At 34.9% G+C, this 17,244-nt stretch carries 25 protein-coding genes, 1 pseudogene and 1 riboswitch; of the genes and pseudogenes, 24 read left to right on the top strand and 2 right to left on the bottom strand.

Going from position 1 to position 17,244, the window contains the following annotated elements; translation table 11 throughout:
* The first annotated feature begins 37 nt into the window (after positions 1-37).
* From MKX31_RS25980 to MKX31_RS26020, 9 genes are all read left to right on the top strand, one after another.
* Complete coding sequence (locus tag MKX31_RS25980; protein WP_064476268.1) at positions 38-760, top strand: MBL fold metallo-hydrolase; 723 nt, start codon at positions 38-40, stop codon at positions 758-760.
* 3 nt (positions 761-763) lie between these two features.
* Positions 764-1,321 carry a TetR/AcrR family transcriptional regulator gene (locus MKX31_RS25985; protein WP_064476269.1) on the top strand — a complete coding sequence of 186 codons (558 nt, stop codon included), beginning with the start codon at positions 764-766 and terminating at the stop codon, positions 1,319-1,321.
* A 175-nt stretch (positions 1,322-1,496) separates the two neighbouring features.
* The gene (locus MKX31_RS25990) at positions 1,497-1,724 is read left to right on the top strand and encodes a helix-turn-helix transcriptional regulator (RefSeq protein ID WP_064476270.1); all 228 of its coding nucleotides are present in this window, start codon (positions 1,497-1,499) and stop codon (positions 1,722-1,724) included.
* On the top strand, positions 1,721-2,008 hold the full coding sequence (locus MKX31_RS25995) for a DUF2178 domain-containing protein (RefSeq protein WP_064476271.1): 288 nt from the start codon (positions 1,721-1,723) through the stop codon (positions 2,006-2,008). Before MKX31_RS25990 ends, MKX31_RS25995 begins: the two co-directional genes overlap by 4 nt.
* A 417-nt stretch (positions 2,009-2,425) precedes the next feature.
* The gene (locus MKX31_RS26000; RefSeq protein ID WP_103655021.1) at positions 2,426-3,139 is read left to right on the top strand and encodes a CPBP family intramembrane glutamic endopeptidase; all 714 of its coding nucleotides are present in this window, start codon (positions 2,426-2,428) and stop codon (positions 3,137-3,139) included.
* A gap of 146 nt (positions 3,140-3,285) precedes the next feature.
* Positions 3,286-3,471: a hypothetical protein gene (locus MKX31_RS26005; RefSeq protein WP_001180550.1), complete on the top strand. Its 186-nt coding sequence runs from the start codon at positions 3,286-3,288 to the stop codon at positions 3,469-3,471.
* 13 nt (positions 3,472-3,484) lie between these two features.
* A complete protein-coding gene (locus MKX31_RS26010; RefSeq protein WP_001002991.1) occupies positions 3,485-3,733 on the top strand; it encodes a spore coat protein in 249 nt (82 codons plus the stop codon).
* A gap of 292 nt (positions 3,734-4,025) precedes the next feature.
* A complete protein-coding gene (locus tag MKX31_RS26015) occupies positions 4,026-4,976 on the top strand; it encodes an L-lactate dehydrogenase (RefSeq protein ID WP_064476273.1) in 951 nt (316 codons plus the stop codon).
* 22 nt (positions 4,977-4,998) lie between these two features.
* A complete protein-coding gene (locus MKX31_RS26020) occupies positions 4,999-6,012 on the top strand; it encodes a PTS transporter subunit IIC (RefSeq protein ID WP_064476274.1) in 1,014 nt (337 codons plus the stop codon).
* 43 nt (positions 6,013-6,055) lie between these two features.
* On the opposite strand, the gene MKX31_RS26025 is transcribed toward MKX31_RS26020, so the two are convergent.
* Entirely contained in the window at positions 6,056-6,703 is a 648-nt protein-coding gene (locus MKX31_RS26025; RefSeq protein ID WP_064476275.1) for a phosphatase PAP2 family protein, read from the bottom strand.
* A gap of 143 nt (positions 6,704-6,846) precedes the next feature.
* Here MKX31_RS26025 and MKX31_RS26030 point away from each other — a divergent pair, with 143 nt between their 5' ends.
* Together MKX31_RS26030 and MKX31_RS26035 are read left to right on the top strand one after the other, a co-directional pair.
* Positions 6,847-7,374 carry a hypothetical protein gene (locus MKX31_RS26030; RefSeq protein WP_064476276.1) on the top strand — a complete coding sequence of 176 codons (528 nt, stop codon included), beginning with the start codon at positions 6,847-6,849 and terminating at the stop codon, positions 7,372-7,374.
* Positions 7,375-7,429: 55 nt separating this feature from the next.
* Positions 7,430-7,582, top strand: coding sequence for a hypothetical protein (locus MKX31_RS26035; RefSeq protein WP_002034624.1), 153 nt, complete (start codon positions 7,430-7,432; stop codon positions 7,580-7,582).
* Positions 7,583-7,855: 273 nt separating this feature from the next.
* Here the strand turns inward: MKX31_RS26035 and MKX31_RS26040 are convergent, their stop codons facing one another.
* Positions 7,856-8,245 (bottom strand): hypothetical protein, encoded by a 390-nt coding sequence (locus tag MKX31_RS26040; protein WP_340981693.1) that lies wholly within the window; start codon positions 8,243-8,245, stop codon positions 7,856-7,858.
* 152 nt (positions 8,246-8,397) lie between these two features.
* Between MKX31_RS26040 and MKX31_RS26045 the strand changes: the two genes are divergently transcribed.
* The 13 genes and pseudogenes from MKX31_RS26045 (at position 8,398) to sufC (ending at position 17,238) form a co-directional block, all read left to right on the top strand.
* Positions 8,398-8,787, top strand: coding sequence for a hypothetical protein (locus MKX31_RS26045; protein ID WP_141530027.1), 390 nt, complete (start codon positions 8,398-8,400; stop codon positions 8,785-8,787).
* 290 nt (positions 8,788-9,077) lie between these two features.
* Positions 9,078-9,287: pseudogene (locus MKX31_RS26050) on the top strand (hypothetical protein); the annotation flags it as partial.
* 120 nt (positions 9,288-9,407) lie between these two features.
* Positions 9,408-9,650, top strand: coding sequence for a DUF3937 family protein (locus MKX31_RS26055; RefSeq protein WP_141525236.1), 243 nt, complete (start codon positions 9,408-9,410; stop codon positions 9,648-9,650).
* Between the two features lie 528 nt (positions 9,651-10,178).
* The gene (locus tag MKX31_RS26060) at positions 10,179-10,544 is read left to right on the top strand and encodes an arsenate reductase family protein (protein WP_002129756.1); all 366 of its coding nucleotides are present in this window, start codon (positions 10,179-10,181) and stop codon (positions 10,542-10,544) included.
* Between the two features lie 41 nt (positions 10,545-10,585).
* Positions 10,586-10,969, top strand: coding sequence for a glycine cleavage system protein GcvH (gcvH, locus tag MKX31_RS26065; RefSeq protein ID WP_088046856.1), 384 nt, complete (start codon positions 10,586-10,588; stop codon positions 10,967-10,969).
* Positions 10,970-11,225: 256 nt separating this feature from the next.
* Positions 11,226-11,570, top strand: a complete 345-nt coding sequence (locus tag MKX31_RS26070) for a toprim domain-containing protein (RefSeq protein ID WP_000640866.1) — start codon at positions 11,226-11,228, stop codon at positions 11,568-11,570.
* Between the two features lie 3 nt (positions 11,571-11,573).
* Positions 11,574-11,882 carry a thioredoxin family protein gene (locus tag MKX31_RS26075; protein WP_081257354.1) on the top strand — a complete coding sequence of 103 codons (309 nt, stop codon included), beginning with the start codon at positions 11,574-11,576 and terminating at the stop codon, positions 11,880-11,882.
* Positions 11,883-12,036: 154 nt separating this feature from the next.
* Positions 12,037-12,381 carry a hypothetical protein gene (locus MKX31_RS26080; RefSeq protein WP_064476281.1) on the top strand — a complete coding sequence of 115 codons (345 nt, stop codon included), beginning with the start codon at positions 12,037-12,039 and terminating at the stop codon, positions 12,379-12,381.
* A 125-nt stretch (positions 12,382-12,506) separates the two neighbouring features.
* A riboswitch (SAM riboswitch) is annotated at positions 12,507-12,614 on the top strand.
* 201 nt (positions 12,615-12,815) lie between these two features.
* Positions 12,816-13,841, top strand: coding sequence for a methionine ABC transporter ATP-binding protein (locus tag MKX31_RS26085; RefSeq protein ID WP_000601755.1), 1,026 nt, complete (start codon positions 12,816-12,818; stop codon positions 13,839-13,841).
* Positions 13,834-14,499, top strand: a complete 666-nt coding sequence (locus MKX31_RS26090) for a methionine ABC transporter permease (RefSeq protein ID WP_000359328.1) — start codon at positions 13,834-13,836, stop codon at positions 14,497-14,499. Before MKX31_RS26085 ends, MKX31_RS26090 begins: the two co-directional genes overlap by 8 nt.
* 23 nt (positions 14,500-14,522) lie before the next feature.
* On the top strand, positions 14,523-15,335 hold the full coding sequence (gene metQ, locus MKX31_RS26095; protein WP_340981694.1) for a methionine ABC transporter substrate-binding lipoprotein MetQ: 813 nt from the start codon (positions 14,523-14,525) through the stop codon (positions 15,333-15,335).
* 72 nt (positions 15,336-15,407) lie between these two features.
* Entirely contained in the window at positions 15,408-16,214 is an 807-nt protein-coding gene (metQ, locus tag MKX31_RS26100) for a methionine ABC transporter substrate-binding lipoprotein MetQ (protein ID WP_087986017.1), read from the top strand.
* A gap of 238 nt (positions 16,215-16,452) precedes the next feature.
* Positions 16,453-17,238, top strand: a complete 786-nt coding sequence (gene sufC / locus MKX31_RS26105; RefSeq protein WP_000929161.1) for a Fe-S cluster assembly ATPase SufC — start codon at positions 16,453-16,455, stop codon at positions 17,236-17,238.
* The last annotated feature ends 6 nt before the right edge of the window (positions 17,239-17,244 follow it).

The following is a 17,244-nucleotide window of genomic DNA, read 5'->3' on the forward strand; positions in this document are numbered from 1 at the left end:
AATAGCATTAGTTTTATTCAGAAAGGGAGCTGGAAATATGAGAGTGATACATGAAAAAACGGTATACCAATTGTCATTTTTGCCAAGAGTGTTTCCTGTGAATTGTTACTTTGTCGAGGAAGAAGATGGTTTAACTTTAATTGATGCGGCTTTGCCATATAGCGCGAAAGGAATTTTACAGGTGGCTGAGAAAATAGGGAAGCCAATTACTAAGATTGTATTAACACATGCGCATGATGATCATATTGGTGCATTAGACGCATTAAAGGAAGTGCTTCCTAATGTTCCAGTCTATATTTCTAAGCGGGACGCAAAGCTTTTAGAAGGAGATACGAAGTTACAAAAGGATGAACCGAATATGCCGATAAAAGGCGGTGTACCTAAAAAGATAAAAACGGTACCTGATGTTTTATTGGAAGATGGCGACCGAGTTGGATCGCTTCTTGCGATTATGACACCGGGACATACGCCAGGATCCATGTCGTTCCTTGATGTAAGAAATAAAGCTCTTATTGTCGGGGATGCCTTCCAAACAAGAGGAGGTATGGCTGTTTCGGGACAAATGAAATTTTGGTTTCCGTTTCCTGCGATGGCAACGTGGAGCAAAGAAATATCACTACAAAGTGCAGAGAAGTTAAGCGAATATGAGCCTTCCTTGCTTGCGGCAGGACATGGGAAAATGATAAAGGATCCAGGCACTGTCATAAAACTTGCTATTAAGGAAGCTAAGCGGAATATAGAAAGTAGGAAAGAAGGTTAATTTATGTCACCGAGAATCGGACTTACATTGCAAAAAATTGTAGAAACAGCAGCAGAAATTGCAGATATAAATGGAATACAAGAAGTAACGTTAGCCTCATTAGCGCAAACATTAGGGGTACGTTCACCCTCGCTATATAATCATGTGAAAGGTTTACAAGATGTACGGAAAAATCTCGGTATGTACGGAATAAAACAGCTGCATAACAGACTGGAAGAATCGGCTGAGGGTAAACGTATGGATGAAGCAATTCATGCTTTAGGAGAAGCGTATGTAGCATTCGTCCGCAAACACCCTGGACTGTATGAAGCAACCTTTTTACGAGATGAAGAAGTAAGAAAAGCAGGTGACGGAATTGTAAAGCTTTGTCTTCAGGTTTTACAGCAGTACGGCTTAGAAGGAGAGAATGCACTTCATGCGACACGTGGATTCAGAAGTATTTGCCATGGATTTGCGTCGATTGAACAGCAGGGTGGATTTGGTTTGCCGCTAGATTTAGATACAAGTTTACATGTATTATTGGAAACATTTATTAAAGGATTACATGTAATGAGAGGTTGAATAGGAAGCGAGACAACCCGAAACCTTAGAAGCGATTCTAAGGTTTTTTAGTATATATGATTTCAAAAGAACGGTAGATGGATAAAAGTTTCATTTGGTGTTAAAAATAGTTTACATGATGTTAAAAATAAATTACAACTAAAATATAGAAAATAATGTAAAAAGAGGAGGGGTTATGAAACAGAGTGGAAATTTACAAAATAATCTCGTTGTACTTAGAGCAGAAAAGCGCTGGTCACAAACAGATTTAGCGAACAAAGCTGGGGTAAGTAGACAAACGATCGCCTCAATTGAAGCGAATCGTTACAATCCATCTTTAATTTTAGCTTTTGAAATTGCACATATTTTCGGTAAGGAGTTTCATGAAGTTTTTCAATATAAGATAGAGGGGGAAACGGAATGAGTGTTGTAATAGGGATCATAATCTCAGTAGCAGGAATAATAGGTGTTTTATATTCAACACGTTTTCAGAAGAATGAAGGGGAAGATGAAAGAGGCGAGCATATTACAGGGAATGCAGCTAAAATTTCATTATTTGTATTTTTATTTCTATATTTAGTTATCTTTTTAATCGGGAATCTATATTCATTGACAGGCGAAGAGTATAAGTTAGCAAATGCATTTTTATTAGCTGGAGTACTTTGTTCGTATGCTTTAACTATTGTAGTTTTGAAAAGAAGATATTAGATGGAAAAGAGTCTCTAATGGTTTAGAGGCTCTTTCTTATTAAATGATATTATTTTGCAGGTTTGAAAAATGTATATATCGCTAAGAAAAAGCAAACGAAACTGAATGCGATAGGATCTTGATAGGGACTAGGTTCAGAGCCTTTCTGAATTTCTGTAAGGAATTCATGGGTTTTCATAGTCATTGCTCCTTTAACTAATAAGTTTTATATGATGCGAGGGGTATGGTGGATAGAAAGTTTTTTGAAACTTCATATAATAATTATTGTATAGCAATCTGATTCCTAAAACTATAGAATACAAAGTTTTCATAATATGTAAAATTGCATATTATTCTTTTGAAAGATTCGCTATATTATCTTTATATTTACATTAAAGGATTTTTGTTGAGGGAAATGAAAACAAATGGAGGAATATTATGAGTAAAACAGGGTTAGAAGCGTATAGTGCGGAAAGAAAAATAGAGAATATAACATATAAAAATCTATTTGTAATGATAGCAACCATTTTAGGATTCTTACTTCTGGGAGGATTATTCCTTGGTTTGGCTTTGGGGATTTATGGTGAGGAAGCGTTGCGTGATAATTTAGAGGGGTACTATTTCCTTTTAATAGATGCAGCTGTTGTTGCTATCGTTTTACTAGCTTATAAACCAGTTCTTCATTTTATTAAATCTATTTGGGATGTATCCGTTTTGAAGAATGGGAAGACATATTTATATCTATTAATTGGTTTTATAGTCATTGCGTTATCACAATATTTAATGTTACATGTGTTTAGTTTTGAAAGTGCAGAAGAACAGAAGGAACAATTAGGGAGCTTAGGGATTCAAAATAGCATACAAAGTATTATATATGTGTTAAGTGTTGCTATAATTACACCGATTAAAGAAGAAATTCTATTTCGAGGTATTTTATATCGATTTTTAGAAAAGAAATATAATTTTTTAGTTGGTATCATTATTTCTTCCTTCATTTTTGGAATTCTTCATGGAGGTCTTCTGATTACGGCAACGATTATGGGAATGGTATTTGCAATGTTATACAAAAAGACGCAATCTATTATACCTAGTATTGTTTTACACATTGTATGGAACTTACTTGTGAGTATAAGTATGATTGTGTCTCTATAAAAATAAATACATAACCAGTATAAAAGATGAATGGCTTAGCTATTCATCTTTTATTTTGTATGCACGTGAAAAAGTTAATTCATGTATACAATCAAAAAAGAGCTAAATACTAACAGTGAACGAATAAAGAAAGGTAGGAGTATTCTATGCAAAATTTAACAGAGCTTGAAGTAGAAAACTTACGCCATTTAATTGGTGGACATGCAACAATTATTAATAAGTTAGACCAGTATGCACAGGCTTGTACAGATCCACAACTGAAACAAATGTTACAAAAGGATGCGCAAGATGCACGAAATACGAAACAGCAATTAATGACTTTCCTAGGATAGGAGGAAACGACAGATGAATGAAAAAGATATGGTAAACGATTATTTAGCAGGATTAAATGCAAGTTTAACAAGTTATGCAAATTATATTTCTCAGTCTGATAATGAACAGTTACATCAAACGTTAATCCAAATTCGTAATCAAGATGAGATGCGTCAACGTAATATGTATGAGTACGCAAAGCAAAAGAGTTATTATAAGCCAGCTGCACCTGCTAACCCAATGATTGTACAGCAATTAAAAGGCCAATTAAGTGCAGAATAATGGGATGAAAAAACGGGCGAATGAAGTCGCTCGTTTTTTTGTTTTGTCCCGTAAAAGTACAATTGGTGAAGGGTGATTAAGGTTTCACTTTATATATGTCAATAAATATATAATAAATATTTTTCCAGTTGTAACAAATATGACGAAAATGTAATATAACAATTCACAAAAAAGACAAAAAGTTTGCTCAATGATTCACAAAGTATCCATGGTTTATATCGTGGGAATCTATATAATGAGGAGTGTAAAGAACAAAAGAAATAGATTATATGATCAATTAGGAGAGATTGCTATGAAAAGAAATACAAGAAAAATTGCAATTATCGGTACTGGATTAGTTGGATCAAGTTGTGCATATTCCATTGTAAATCAAGGCATTTGCGAAGAACTATTATTAATTGATATAAATCATGAACGTGCAGTTGGGGAAGCGATGGATTTATCACACTGCATTAATTTTACAAATACAAGAACAAAAGTATATGCAGGAAGCTATGAAGACTGCAAAGATATGGACATCGTTATTATTACAGCAGGACCAGCACCAAAACCTGGACAAAGTCGCTTAGATACTTTAGGAGCGAGTGCGAAGATTATGGAAAGTATTGTTGGAGGCGTAATGGAAAGTGGATTTGATGGTATTTTCTTACTTGCATCGAACCCAGTTGATATTATTACATATCAAGTGTGGAAATTATCTGGATTACCTAGAAATCGTGTGATCGGTACTGGTACATCATTAGATTCTTCTCGCTTAAGAACAATTTTATCTGAAATGTTACATGTAGATCCTCGTAGTATTCATGGGTATTCTCTAGGAGAACATGGTGATTCTCAAATGGTTGCTTGGTCTCACGTAGCGGTTGGTGGAAAGCCGATTCTACAAATTTTAGAAGAGAAAAAAGACCAATTTGGTGAAATAGATTTAGATGAAATTGTTGAGAAGACTGCAAAAGCTGGATGGGAAATTTATAAACGAAAAGGTACTACTTATTACGGAATCGGAAATTCTCTAGCGTATATTGCGAGCTCAATCTTTAATGATGATCACCGTGTAATTGCTGTATCAGCCATTTTAGATGGTGAGTATGGTGAATATGATATTTGTACAGGAGTGCCAGCTATTATTACTAGAGATGGTATGAAAGAAATTGTAGAACTAAATTTAACAGAGGATGAAGAATCTCGATTCGCAAAATCAAACGATATTTTACGTGATTATATGAAAACAATTGGTTACTAACTTATAGGAGAAGGTGAAACAAATGAAGGAATATATAATGTCTCGTGTATTTAAAGCATCAGCTGGAATCGCACAAGGTATTTTCGTATCCCTTGGAATTGGTTTACTAATCGAAAATATAGGAAGAATTGTTGATATTCCAATGCTTATTACAATCGGGGTTGTTGCAAAATCACTTATGGCACCAGCCATTGGTGCCGGAATTGCCTTTATGCTCGGTGCAAATGGTCTTGTAATTTTCTCGGCTATGGTAGCTGGAGCGATTGGTGCCGGATCCATTTCCATTACTGAAGCGGGTCTAATCATTAAAACAGGTGAACCAATCGGTGCATTATTAACAGCAACTTTAGCTGTATATATTGGTAAACGTTTAAGCGGAAAAACTGCGTTAGATATGATGCTCGTTCCATTTGCAGCAATATTAGGTTCTGGTTTAGTCGGTATATGGTTATCTCATAATATTACTCCTGTGTTAAATACAGTTGGAGCATTCATTAAAGATAGTTCAGCTGGTAGCCCGTTCATCGCTTCTATTGTTATTGCAGTCGTTTGGGGACTATTACTTATCTCTCCAGCTTCATCAGCTGCGTTAGCGATCGCACTTAGCTTAGACGGTGTTGCAGGTGGTGCTGCTCTTGCAGGCTGCGTTGCTCAGTTTATCGGATTCTCTGTAATCTCAGCGAAAGAAAATAATTTAGGCGGTATATTAGCTCAAGCGCTTTGTACTCCGAAAGTACAGTTGCCAAATATCACTAAAAATCCAATGATTCTCGTCCCAACTGTCGTCGCCAGTGCTATAGTTGGTCCAGTATCTGCATTAATTTTCCAACTGGAAGCAGGAAAAGAAATTGCAGGTCTTGGATTAAGTTCTCTTATCGCACCAATTAATTTAATTTCTAGCGAAGGATGGGAAGTTGTCCCAGCGATGGTAATCACTTATATCATCATTCCAGTAGCTGTTTCTTATATACTTTACATTGCTCTTAAAAAAGCAGGTCGTATTCATTCTGGTGATATGACTGTACCGCAATCTTAAATTTTATATAGAGAAAAGCAGACTGGAAGCCACAGTCTGCTTTTTACATTTTGTGATTTTGTTTTACTGGAACACGTACAGTTTCTTTTGCTAATAAAAGCTGAACGCCGAAGTAAAGTATGCTTGCAAGCGTCATTCCAGAAATGGCGTCTACAAATGCGTGTTGCTTCGTAAATAGCGTTGATAAAATAATAAGCGTACCGAAGAAGGTAAGAATATAATATTCAAAAGCATGTTGTTCTCTACGTTTAAAGGCAGCTAGCATAATCACAAAGGTAGTAAGAACGTGAATGCTAGGGAAACAGTTTACCGGCTGATCGATACTATAAATATAGCGGACTAGTTCGGAAAATACGTCTGATCCAACGACTGTTGGACGTGGTACAGTTGTTTGCCAAAAATAATAAATAGAAAAACAAGCAAGTTTTCCAAAAATTATACTACTTAAAGTGACATAATATTGTTTTCGATCTGCAAAGCAATAATAAATAAGTGCGCCGTATAAGTAAGGAAACCAAAGTAAATAAGGAATAATAAATGCTTTCACAAATGGAATCCAATCATCTACTACAGTTGTGACATCTACTGCGTGTACAGTAGATTTATTTAATACATCGTAAAGGGGACTTACGAGTACGAGTAGAAGTATATAACTTAACGGAAGAAAAGATGAAAGTTTAAATTTCTTCATGATAATCTCCTATGTTTAGTAATGTAAGTAAATTCAATTGATTATAATATAGAAATGTCATTTGAGCTATCGATTTTACTTACATTTTCTTGAATTAACCTTACGTTTTCGTCACTTGACTTAAAAGAAGGGGAGGGTGCTAAATGAAGCGTTTATCGTATTTCTTATTTTTTATATTGATATGCCTAGTGAGTGCTGGGTGTGCAAAGGATAAAGAAGGAGAGAAATTAGAATATAACGGGAGAGCACTCGTAATTGGAGTTATTGGAGAAAAGCCGAAAGATACGTTTAGAAATATAAAGTTTGAAAATGTGAAGTTAGAGGAATTGGAAAAGAAATCTAAGGAAGTGGATGGTTTTCTAATAATGAAAGATCACTTTCAAGAAGCCTCAACAGAGCAGTATAAAGATGTATTTTCATCGCTAAAGAAACCAGTGTTTTTTATTGGTTTACAAGATAAATCATATTCAACTTTTATTACAAAAGGGATAGAGTATAACAGTGCACGAAAAGATGTAAATGCTATGTATACGCAAGGTTTTGCAAATATCGGAAGTGGTGAAGGACAACAATGGGCAGTTGGTTTATCGAATGGTGGAAATACAGAAGAAAGTATTCATAATATGTATATCGTAGTATTTCAAACAATTGCAGATTATTTGAATAGATGATGAAGGAGCCTGTAAACGAGGCTTCTTATTTTTTTATGTAGAAGCATATAACAATGTGATTGAGAAGCTCACGCAAGCTTTACAACGTATGCCAGATGCATTCGCGGCTGTAATGATACCGATTTATAATTTTATATCAGCTATTGCAGATTTAATTATAAAATTTAATAAAGCGCATCGAGTATTAGCTCGTTTTATCAAGGGATGATAATGTTAGTTCCACATCTCCCCCCTTGCGATTGGTATTGGTTTGTGGGCAAGTATGCAAGCAGCTTTAGCTTCATTATGGCCAATAAGCGTTCCTGTTGAGACTGGACTTGCGGTTATGAGTGGCTAAGGTATGGTTAGTGGCGTCTGCTTGAGCAGGAATTGCAGTAGGATATTCATATGCATATAAACATGTTTATTTATATACTCGCTTACTCTTTCTATACCTCACTACATCATAACGACTATGCCATAGTTATGTAATGGATTTCTGTTAAAAATTAGTATTAAATATCTTAATTGAAGTGCACTGCATTTCTACCCATTCATTTGTTATATCTTGCTCAATTCCTTCTAAATCAATTAGTATGATACTATCGTAGATATTTAGTGTTGCTAAGTTATCCTCACTGTTATAATCTAGCTTAGCAATTACTTTAAAGCCTTTACTATTCTGAATTATTGCATTTGCATTTTTATCTGAAAAGGTTATATTTGTATTCCATATAAATTCATCATCTATATGTATTTCTACATTATAGTTTTCGTTTTTTTCTGGCTTATCCCCATCACACTCAGTGATAAATGGATTGCTATCTACTTGAACTAAAACTTTATATCCATCTAATAATTTTTCTGATATATCCACTATTTTAATATCCATTGCTTATTACTCCTTTTTATTTTTAATATGGTACTCTAACAAGGGGATTGTCAACATTCATTACGTTATTTACGGGGACAAAGATCCATTTTTCTTTATGAAAGAAAAAATGTAAATAAGAGGATATGTATTGTGAGGATAAGGGGGGAATGATGTTGAAAACTATTAAAAATACATTATTATTTGTTCTATGTTTGGTAGTTCTTAGTGGTTGTTTTACAAGAGAGGGAACGATTGTTGGTGGTAAGGTTCATGGAGGTTCAAATAGTATAGATGGAAAGTATAAAAGTTTCACAGGTTTTGCAACTCAAGATATGGATGTAAAAAAAGGTGAAAGCTGGATATTTATCTTTGATGATAAAACGAAGCAAGGAACCATAAAGGCTTATGTTTTAGATTCAAATGATAATACAATACTGGAAGTTAATAGTGGAAACAGTAAAAATAATATTAAAGTGTCTAAAGATGATACATATAAAGTTAAAATTATAACAGAAGAACATGGTGGAGAATTTGAAATATCATGGAAAAAAGAAAAGTAGTTAAGTTAATGAGTATCGGGCTATTATTATGTTCTTAGGATTCGAATACCTTCCAAAGAGATGGAGAAAAAGGAAAGTTTCAGAAAAGTTTCTGCAAGCAAAATTTGCTGATGAAGGAAAAGGGATTTTGATTATTACTTATGCTATAGATTTATATGTAATATCTATTCCTTTAAAAGTAAAGAAATATAATTCACTTTAATTTGTATTGAATATAGAAGTGATTATGCTATGAAAGTCATGTGTATACATGGCTTTTTCTTTGCAGTAATTTCTTACCTGTCGGTGCTATTGCATCCGTTGTAGCGTTATGCGGCGGGTTATTCATTATGGTTGGTGGCCAGGAACAGGGATTTTCCCTTATTTCAAGAGCTGGGATTGTCTATATGGTGGTTCAACTGATTCTGTTATTTATGCGATTACTTGTTGGGATTGCTAAAGCTATTTTGTCCTACACTAGTAGGGCTTTTTTATTAAAAGTAGTTCCTCAATATTCATGAAATATGCAAATGTGCATATTGTATTTATTTGGATATTTTCTATGTTAAAATTAAATATAGGGATTTTTGTATATAACGAACTAAAATCAGAAATATCCAATGAATTTTGAGAGGTGTTATATGTTTAAAAACAAGAAATTAATTCGATTTGGTCTAACATTACTTGTATGTTTATGTGTAATTGATTTTACAATCAGTTATTTTCAAGCATATCTCGAATCAGCGGCAGGTATTAAATGGGTAGTCTCAGAAACTTGGAGAACTATTTTGTTAGATGCCCCTGAAAGTATATTGGTTATTTTAGGCGCAATTGCTTTATATGATTTCACAAAAGAAACATCTCCAAAAGACGCATCCATTTAAATGCGTCTTTTTTCTTTGCAGTAATTTCTTCAACATCATGGAATACTCTCACTATTACGGCCAAAATCGTTAGTTCCTTTTATCTGTACGCCTTTGTCATTTAAAGTGTTTCCGGGTTCTGTGATTATAGGCTGAAATGGTTAAATAAACGTTTGTTTAAGATGTATGTTCGGTAGAAAGAAACCGATGCAACTCAAAGGTTAACAAAGAAAAGTAGGAAATTAATCAAACGTTTGTTTAAGGTGTATGTTCGGTAGAAAGAAACCGATGCAATTCAAGGGTTAACAAAGAAAAATAGGGAGTTAATCAAACGTTTGTTTAAGATATATGTTCGGCGTGGGATGAGAAAAAAATTTAAAAAAATTATATATTTATTTTTTCTTAATAAATGGCGGAAAAATAAGAAAAATTTGCAGGATTATTAAAAATTATCACGAAATAAGTAAAAGTTTAGCGAATAATCGTTTGAAATAATAAAACGTTTTCTATATGATAAAGGTAAAGGTTAGTAAAAAAGTAGGTGAATTTATGACAGTAACATTTTATTCATATCCAAAGTGTGGCACATGTCAAAAAGCAAAGAAATGGTTTGAGGCAAACGATGTAGCATATGAGATGATTCATATTGTTGAAAATCCACCGTCAAAAGAAGATTTACGTAATTTACATGAGAAAAGTGAATTACCATTAAAAAAATTCTTTAATACAAGTGGAATGCGTTACCGCGAACTTGGTTTAAAAGATAAGTTAAAGGATGCAAGCGAAGACGAAATGTATGAGCTTTTAGCATCTGATGGCATGTTAATTAAACGTCCAATTGTAACAGATGGAACGAGTGTAACACTTGGTTTTAACGAAGAGCAGTTTGAAAGTGTGTGGAAAAAGTACCAATAAGGTATTTTTACATAATTAATACATTCACTGGAGGTACAGTCATGAGCATTCCAAATAATTTACGTTACTCTGAAGAACACGAATGGGTAAAAACAGAAGGTAATGCGGTTGTTATCGGTATTACTCATTTTGCGCAAGGTGAGTTAGGCGATATCGTATTCGTTGAACTTCCTGAAGTAGGTGCAACAATCGAAGCTGACGAGCCATTCGGAAGCGTAGAATCTGTTAAAACAGTTTCTGAATTATACGCACCTGTAAGTGGTAAAGTTGTAGCAGTAAACGAAGAATTAAGTGACCAACCAGAACTAGTTAACGAATCTCCATACGAGGGTGCATGGATGGTTAAAGTTGAACTTTCTGATGCAAGCCAAGTTGAGAAGTTATTAACTGCAGAAAAATATGCAGAAATGACAAACCAAGACTAATTATAGTCGACTAAAGGACAGCCTTTGTGCTGTCCTTTTTTATTTTGTGTTACATAATACATTTAAAATCGAGTGTAAATGAATAAGCTATTATGGGAATGAACGTTTTTCGGTAAGGTTTCATGTGGCTTCGTAATCTGAACGAGCCGCTTGCGCTTTTCTTTTGCAAAAATAAACAGGAAACAACATGAAAATAACGAATATACTATATACTAAGTTAAAGGTTGTATAGTATATGGTGATCGGGTGATGACATATGATTTATGTGGAAAAAGTCATTATTGTAGAAGGTAAATCAGATAGAAGAAAGATTGAATCTATTATTCGTGAACCGGTGGAAATTGTTTGTACAAATGGTACAATTGGTTTATCGAAAATGGATGAGCTCATTGATCAGTTTTTTGATAAGGAAGTGTATGTACTAGTGGATGCTGATGATGCTGGAGAAAAGTTAAGGAAACAGTTTCGAAAAGAATTTCCGCAAGCAGAGCATATTTATATTGATCGCTCGTACCGAGAAGTGGCAACTGCGCCATCTTCACACTTAGCAAATGTATTATGGGGAGCTGACATTGACGTTTATACAGAATATTTACGGTAAGGAATGATAGAAGTGATTGATTGGACAGGTGCCGAAGCTACAGCCCTAATAGGAAATGAAGAAAAAACAGTGTTATATGTGTATACACCAATGTGTGGAACATGCCAATTGGCAAAGAAGATGTTAACGGTCGTTGAGATGACAATTGAAGATTTGAAAATTGGAATGTTAGATTTAAATTATGCCCCGCATTTAGCGAAAGAGTATGGGATAGAAAGTGTACCGTGTTTACTTGTTTTTGAAAATGGGACACTCATGAAGAAGATATATGCATTTCATTCGGTTGAATATTTATATACGGAATTAAAGTAGGCGGCAAAGTTTTTGCCGCCTCGACATATTTCTCGGGAAATATGTCGAGATGCAGGGTGGCTACAGTATTTGTCGAGCGAAAGTAACAGGATTGCTCTTTAGTGAGAGGGAATGGTATGTGTAATAGAAAGTGATATGAAGGATGTGATTTAGGGTGAAATTATATTCTTTGCTGCAATCATTTGTAAATTACGCTAATGGTCAATATCATTTAGAGCCGCTTTTAAGACAAGGAGAAAGAACTGTTAATTTCCGCTTTGGAGATGAAAGTTGTTCGTTACAAATTTCAAGAGATTATATAGAGCTGCTACATGAGGAACGAGGAACGGAGCAAATCGTTTGTGTAGATGAGGAAGATGTAAAACAATTGGTGAACGGAAATGTACGATTGCAAATGTTAATGAACGATGGACGTGTACAATATTCGGGCACGTATCGAACGATGCTATTAGTTGAATCGATGTTTCATATATGTAAGCCGATGTCAGTGGGTGCTTAAAAGTCTGAAGTTTCTTTTTTTACGAAAATTTCTGTTGACATGGCGTATGGATATTGATACAATTCAATTCATAAAATATAGACAATTTCATAAATTACAAATCAGACGAAAATGTAATCTGATTTCTCTTATCAAGAGAGGTGGAGGGACTGTGCCCTGTGAAGCCCGGCAACCGTCAACTTATGTTGAAATGGTGCCAATTCCTGCAAAGCAAATGCTTTGAGAGATGAGAGAGAGGGATAATGTTGTTATATACGCATATAAACCTTTCTGCTTCTCTAAAAGCGGAAAGGTTTTTTTGTTGTTTGAATGTGGAGGACATTCAAATAATAAAAGTAGTGATAACGGTGGACTACACGCATTAAAAATAAAAAATTGCGGAGTCGACCAAAAATCTAGCTTCAGCGGCTAGAACAAAAAAAGGGGTGAACATCATGATCTTGTTAGAAAATGTAAAGAAAATATATAAAGCAAAAAGCGGTGATGTCACTGCTGTAGATAATGCCAATTTAAAAATAGACAAAGGTGAAATCTTTGGTGTTATCGGATATAGTGGCGCTGGGAAAAGTTCGTTAATTAGATTATTCAATCAGTTAGAGAAACCAACTTCTGGCCAAATTACAATTGCAAATCGTGTGATTTCAGCAATTACAGGGAGTGAACTTCGTAAGGCAAGGCAAGAAATCGGAATGATTTTTCAGCACTTCAACTTACTTTGGTCACGAACTGTACGCGAAAATATCGAGTTCCCACTTGAAATTGCAGGTGTCGATAAGGCGAAGAGAAGAAAACGCGTAGATGAGTTAATTCATCTTGTTGGATTAGAAGGAAGAGGAGACGCGTATCCATCTCAGCTAAGCGGAGGACAAAAGCAACGCGTTGGTATTGCAAGAGCATTAGCTAACAACCCACAAGTGCTTTTATGTGATGAAGCGACATCAGCTCTTGATCCAGAAACGACAGATCAAATTTTAGATTTATTATTAGATATTAATAAGCGTCTCGGTTTAACAATTGTACTCATTACACACGAGATGCACGTGATTCGAAAGATTTGTAATCGAGTGGCGGTAATGGAGAAAGGAAAGATTGTAGAAACGGGTCCAGTACTTGATGTATTCCGCAATCCGCAGAAAGACATTACAAAGCGATTTGTACAGCAGTTAACGGATTCTGAAGATACAAATGAAACGATTGAAAGTTTAATTGAAAAGTATCCAGATGGTAAAGTAATTCGTTTGCAGTTTATCGGTGAAGCTGTAGAAAGACCAGTACTTCAAAGATTAATGCAACGCAGTGATATAGAAGTTAGCATTTTGCAAGGAAACATCGCACAAACGAATAACGGCTCTTACGGTAGTTTAGTTGTTCATTTAAATGGTGAGGAAACAGCGATTCAGCAAGCAATAGAGGGAATACATCAAGATCAAGTAGAGCTGGAGGTGATTGCACATGGATAAGTTAATTGCAAATGTTGATTGGAATCAAATGTTAGAAGCAACTGGTGAAACGTTATATATGACGGCAATCGCAGCTCTTGCCACATTTGTATTAGGACTAATTTTAGGATTGTTACTCTTTATGACAGCGAAAGATAATTTATGGGAAAACAAAGCGGTTAACACGGGGATTGGAGCGTTCGTAAACATTTTCCGCTCGATACCGTTCATCATTTTAATCATTTTATTAATCCCATTCACAAAGATTCTGCTTGGAACAATTCTTGGAGCGAGTGCAGCACTTCCAGCTTTAATTATTGGAGCGGCACCATTTTACGCAAGAATGGTTGAAATTGCGCTTCGTGAAATTGATAAAGGTGTAATTGAAGCTTCGAAAGCAATGGGAGCAAAAACAAGCACAATTATTTTGAAAGTGTTAATTCCAGAATCGTTACCAGCATTAGTATCTGGTATCACGGTTACGACAATTGCTTTAGTAGGCTATACAGCAATGGCGGGAGTTGTTGGTGCTGGTGGCCTTGGAACGCTTGCTTATTTAGAAGGATTCCAACGAGGAAATAACGATGTAACAATCGTTGCGACAATTTGTGTATTATTAGTTGTATTTTTCATTCAGTGGATTGGTGATAGTTTAACGACTCGAATAGATAAACGATAATAAAAAATGGGAGGATATTTCAAATGAAAAAATTATTACTTACAGCACTTATTTCAACTTCAATTTTTGGGTTAGCTGCTTGTGGCGGGAAAGATAAAGATGAAAAGAAACTTGTTGTTGGTGCTTCTAACGTACCGCACGCTGAAATTTTAGAAAAGGCGAAACCGTTACTTGAGAAAAAAGGAATTGAATTAGAAGTGAAAAAGTTCCAAGATTACGTGTTACCAAATAAATCGTTAGCGGATAAGGATTTAGATGCAAACTACTTCCAGCACATTCCGTATTTAGAAAAAGAAATGAAAGATAAAAAATATGATTTTGAAATAGCAGGGAAAATTCATTTAGAGCCAATCGGTGTATATTCTCAAAAATATAAGAGCTTAAAAGAACTTCCAGACGGGGCGACAATTATTATGAGTAATTCCGTTACTGACCATGGACGTGGTTTAGCGATTTTACAAAAAGAAGGCATTTTAAAAATTAAAGACGGAGTAGATCCAGTTAGTGCAACTCAAAAAGATATTGCAGATAATCCGAAAAACTTAAAGTTCAAAACGGATATTGAGCCTGGTTTATTACCACAAGTGTATAACAATAAAGAAGGCGACGCTGTTTTAATTAACTCGAACTATGCAATTGATGCGAAATTAAACCCAGAAAAAGATGCAATGGCAATTGAAGGTGATGATTCTCCATACGCAAACGTATTAGTGGTTCGTAAAGGTGATAAAGATAAAAAAGCGATTAAAGAGCTTGTAGAAGTATTGGATTCTAAAGAAATCGAAGACTTTATTACTAAAGAATATAAAGGAGCGGTTGTTCCTGTAAAAGAATAATTGCTGAAAAGGGCTGGTGTATGCCGGCCCTTTTTTATAACTACATAACTATAAGGGAGAAGGGGACATCATATGAAAAAGATTCTACTGTCAGTTGTTACAGCGCTGTCTGTATTTACATTAGCTGCTTGCGGAGGGAAAGATGAGAATAAGCTTGTTGTAGGAGCTTCTAACGTGCCGCACGCCGTTATTTTAGAAAAGGCACAGCCGATATTAGAGAAAAAGGGTATTAAATTAGAAATTAAAAAATTCCAAGATTATGTTCTGCCGAATAAAGCATTAGCGGATAAGGAAATTGATGCAAACTACTTCCAGCACATTCCTTACTTAGATAAAGAAATTCAAGAAAAGGGATATAAAATTGTAAACGCAGGAAAAATCCATTTAGAGCCAATGGGCATTTATTCTAAGAAATATAAAAGTTTAAAAGAACTTCCAGATGGCGGAACAGTTATTATGAGTAACAACGTAGCGGAGCGTGGCCGTATGCTCGCATTGTTACAAAAAGGCGGCGTTATTAAATTAAAAGACGGTGTAGATGTTGTTAAAGCAACAGTAAAAGATGTTGTAGAAAATCCGAAAAACTTAAAGTTTAAAACAGATGTAGAGCCTGGATTGTCACCAAAGCTGTATGAAAATAATGAAGGTGATGCTTTATTCATTAATTCAAACTATGCAATTGATGCGAAGTTAAATCCAACAAAGGATGCAATTGCGATTGAAGGATCAGACTCTCCGTACGCAAATATTATTGCAGTTCGTAAAGGTGACGAGAAGAAAAAAGAAATTAAAGAATTAGTAGAAGTACTGCATTCAAAAGAAATCCAAGACTTTATTAATAAAGAATATAAAGGTGCTGTACTTCCGGTAAGTGAATAAACACAAGGAAAGGACTGGAAAATTCCCAGTCCTTTTTTCTTTATATAAATAAGAAGAAAGGTGTATCATATAAGGATGCAAGGGAAATACTTATATACATTTGTGAAAAAATTGTTACTTTTTTTCGTCGTTTGCGATATCATTTTATTTGATATAAGATTAGAATGAGAATAAAATGAGAATATGAACGTTTTAGGAATTTTTAAAATGTATATATAGGATTAATGGAGGTATTGAGATGGCTGGTTCTACATTAACGGTTAAAGACTTACACGTATCAATTGATGGCAAAGAAATTTTAAAAGGTGTAAACCTTGAAGTAAAAGGTGGAGAAATCCACGCAATTATGGGACCTAACGGAACAGGTAAATCAACTTTATCTTCTGCGATTATGGGTCACCCAAAGTATGAAGTAACAGAAGGTAGCATCATCATCGACGGTGAAGATGTATTAGAAATGGAAGTAGACGAGCGCGCACAAGCAGGTCTATTCCTAGCAATGCAATATCCAAGTGAAATTAGCGGAGTAACAAACGCTGACTTCTTACGTTCTGCAATTAATGCACGTCGTGAAGAGGGCGATGAAATTTCTCTTATGAAATTTATCCGTACATTAGATAAAAACATGGAATTCCTAGAAATGGATCCAGAAATGGCACAACGTTACTTAAACGAAGGTTTCTCTGGTGGAGAGAAAAAACGTAACGAAATTCTTCAATTAATGATGATTGAGCCAAAAATCGCAATCTTAGATGAAATCGACTCAGGTCTTGATATCGATGCATTAAAAGTTGTATCTAAAGGTATTAACCAAATGCGCGGCGAAGATTTCGGTTGCCTAATGATTACGCATTACCAACGTTTATTAAACTACATCACTCCAGACTTCGTTCACGTTATGATGAACGGTCGTATCGTTAAATCTGGTGGCCCTGAGCTTGCACAACGTCTAGAAGCTGAAGGTTACGACTGGATTAAAAAAGAATTAGGTATTGAAGACGAAACAGCAGAGCAAGAAGCGTAAGAGAGG

The sequence above is a fragment of the Bacillus sp. FSL M8-0063 genome, assembly GCF_038005545.1.
In the GTDB taxonomy this organism is placed as follows: Bacteria; Bacillota; Bacilli; order Bacillales; family Bacillaceae_G; genus Bacillus_A; species Bacillus_A wiedmannii.

What these genes read in the sequence shown, in the direction of transcription:
- MKX31_RS26085 (WP_000601755.1), top strand. Translation starts at nt 12,816, where the DNA reads ATGATCTTGTTAGAAAATGTAAAGAAAATATATAAAGCAAAAAGCGGT.
- metQ (WP_340981694.1), top strand. Translation starts at nt 14,523, where the DNA reads ATGAAAAAATTATTACTTACAGCACTTATTTCAACTTCAATTTTTGGG.
- MKX31_RS26005 (WP_001180550.1), top strand. Translation starts at nt 3,286, where the DNA reads ATGCAAAATTTAACAGAGCTTGAAGTAGAAAACTTACGCCATTTAATT.
- MKX31_RS26030 (WP_064476276.1), top strand. Translation starts at nt 6,847, where the DNA reads ATGAAGCGTTTATCGTATTTCTTATTTTTTATATTGATATGCCTAGTG.
- MKX31_RS26040 (WP_340981693.1), bottom strand. Translation starts at nt 8,245, where the DNA reads ATGGATATTAAAATAGTGGATATATCAGAAAAATTATTAGATGGATAT.
- gcvH (WP_088046856.1), top strand. Translation starts at nt 10,586, where the DNA reads ATGAGCATTCCAAATAATTTACGTTACTCTGAAGAACACGAATGGGTA.
- MKX31_RS26045 (WP_141530027.1), top strand. Translation starts at nt 8,398, where the DNA reads ATGTTGAAAACTATTAAAAATACATTATTATTTGTTCTATGTTTGGTA.
- MKX31_RS26075 (WP_081257354.1), top strand. Translation starts at nt 11,574, where the DNA reads ATGATAGAAGTGATTGATTGGACAGGTGCCGAAGCTACAGCCCTAATA.
- MKX31_RS25995 (WP_064476271.1), top strand. Translation starts at nt 1,721, where the DNA reads ATGAGTGTTGTAATAGGGATCATAATCTCAGTAGCAGGAATAATAGGT.
- MKX31_RS26070 (WP_000640866.1), top strand. Translation starts at nt 11,226, where the DNA reads ATGATTTATGTGGAAAAAGTCATTATTGTAGAAGGTAAATCAGATAGA.
- metQ (WP_087986017.1), top strand. Translation starts at nt 15,408, where the DNA reads ATGAAAAAGATTCTACTGTCAGTTGTTACAGCGCTGTCTGTATTTACA.
- MKX31_RS26025 (WP_064476275.1), bottom strand. Translation starts at nt 6,703, where the DNA reads ATGAAGAAATTTAAACTTTCATCTTTTCTTCCGTTAAGTTATATACTT.
- MKX31_RS26055 (WP_141525236.1), top strand. Translation starts at nt 9,408, where the DNA reads ATGTTTAAAAACAAGAAATTAATTCGATTTGGTCTAACATTACTTGTA.
- MKX31_RS25980 (WP_064476268.1), top strand. Translation starts at nt 38, where the DNA reads ATGAGAGTGATACATGAAAAAACGGTATACCAATTGTCATTTTTGCCA.
- MKX31_RS26010 (WP_001002991.1), top strand. Translation starts at nt 3,485, where the DNA reads ATGAATGAAAAAGATATGGTAAACGATTATTTAGCAGGATTAAATGCA.
- MKX31_RS26020 (WP_064476274.1), top strand. Translation starts at nt 4,999, where the DNA reads ATGAAGGAATATATAATGTCTCGTGTATTTAAAGCATCAGCTGGAATC.
- MKX31_RS26000 (WP_103655021.1), top strand. Translation starts at nt 2,426, where the DNA reads ATGAGTAAAACAGGGTTAGAAGCGTATAGTGCGGAAAGAAAAATAGAG.
- MKX31_RS25990 (WP_064476270.1), top strand. Translation starts at nt 1,497, where the DNA reads ATGAAACAGAGTGGAAATTTACAAAATAATCTCGTTGTACTTAGAGCA.
- MKX31_RS26090 (WP_000359328.1), top strand. Translation starts at nt 13,834, where the DNA reads ATGGATAAGTTAATTGCAAATGTTGATTGGAATCAAATGTTAGAAGCA.
- MKX31_RS26060 (WP_002129756.1), top strand. Translation starts at nt 10,179, where the DNA reads ATGACAGTAACATTTTATTCATATCCAAAGTGTGGCACATGTCAAAAA.
- sufC (WP_000929161.1), top strand. Translation starts at nt 16,453, where the DNA reads ATGGCTGGTTCTACATTAACGGTTAAAGACTTACACGTATCAATTGAT.
- MKX31_RS25985 (WP_064476269.1), top strand. Translation starts at nt 764, where the DNA reads ATGTCACCGAGAATCGGACTTACATTGCAAAAAATTGTAGAAACAGCA.
- MKX31_RS26015 (WP_064476273.1), top strand. Translation starts at nt 4,026, where the DNA reads ATGAAAAGAAATACAAGAAAAATTGCAATTATCGGTACTGGATTAGTT.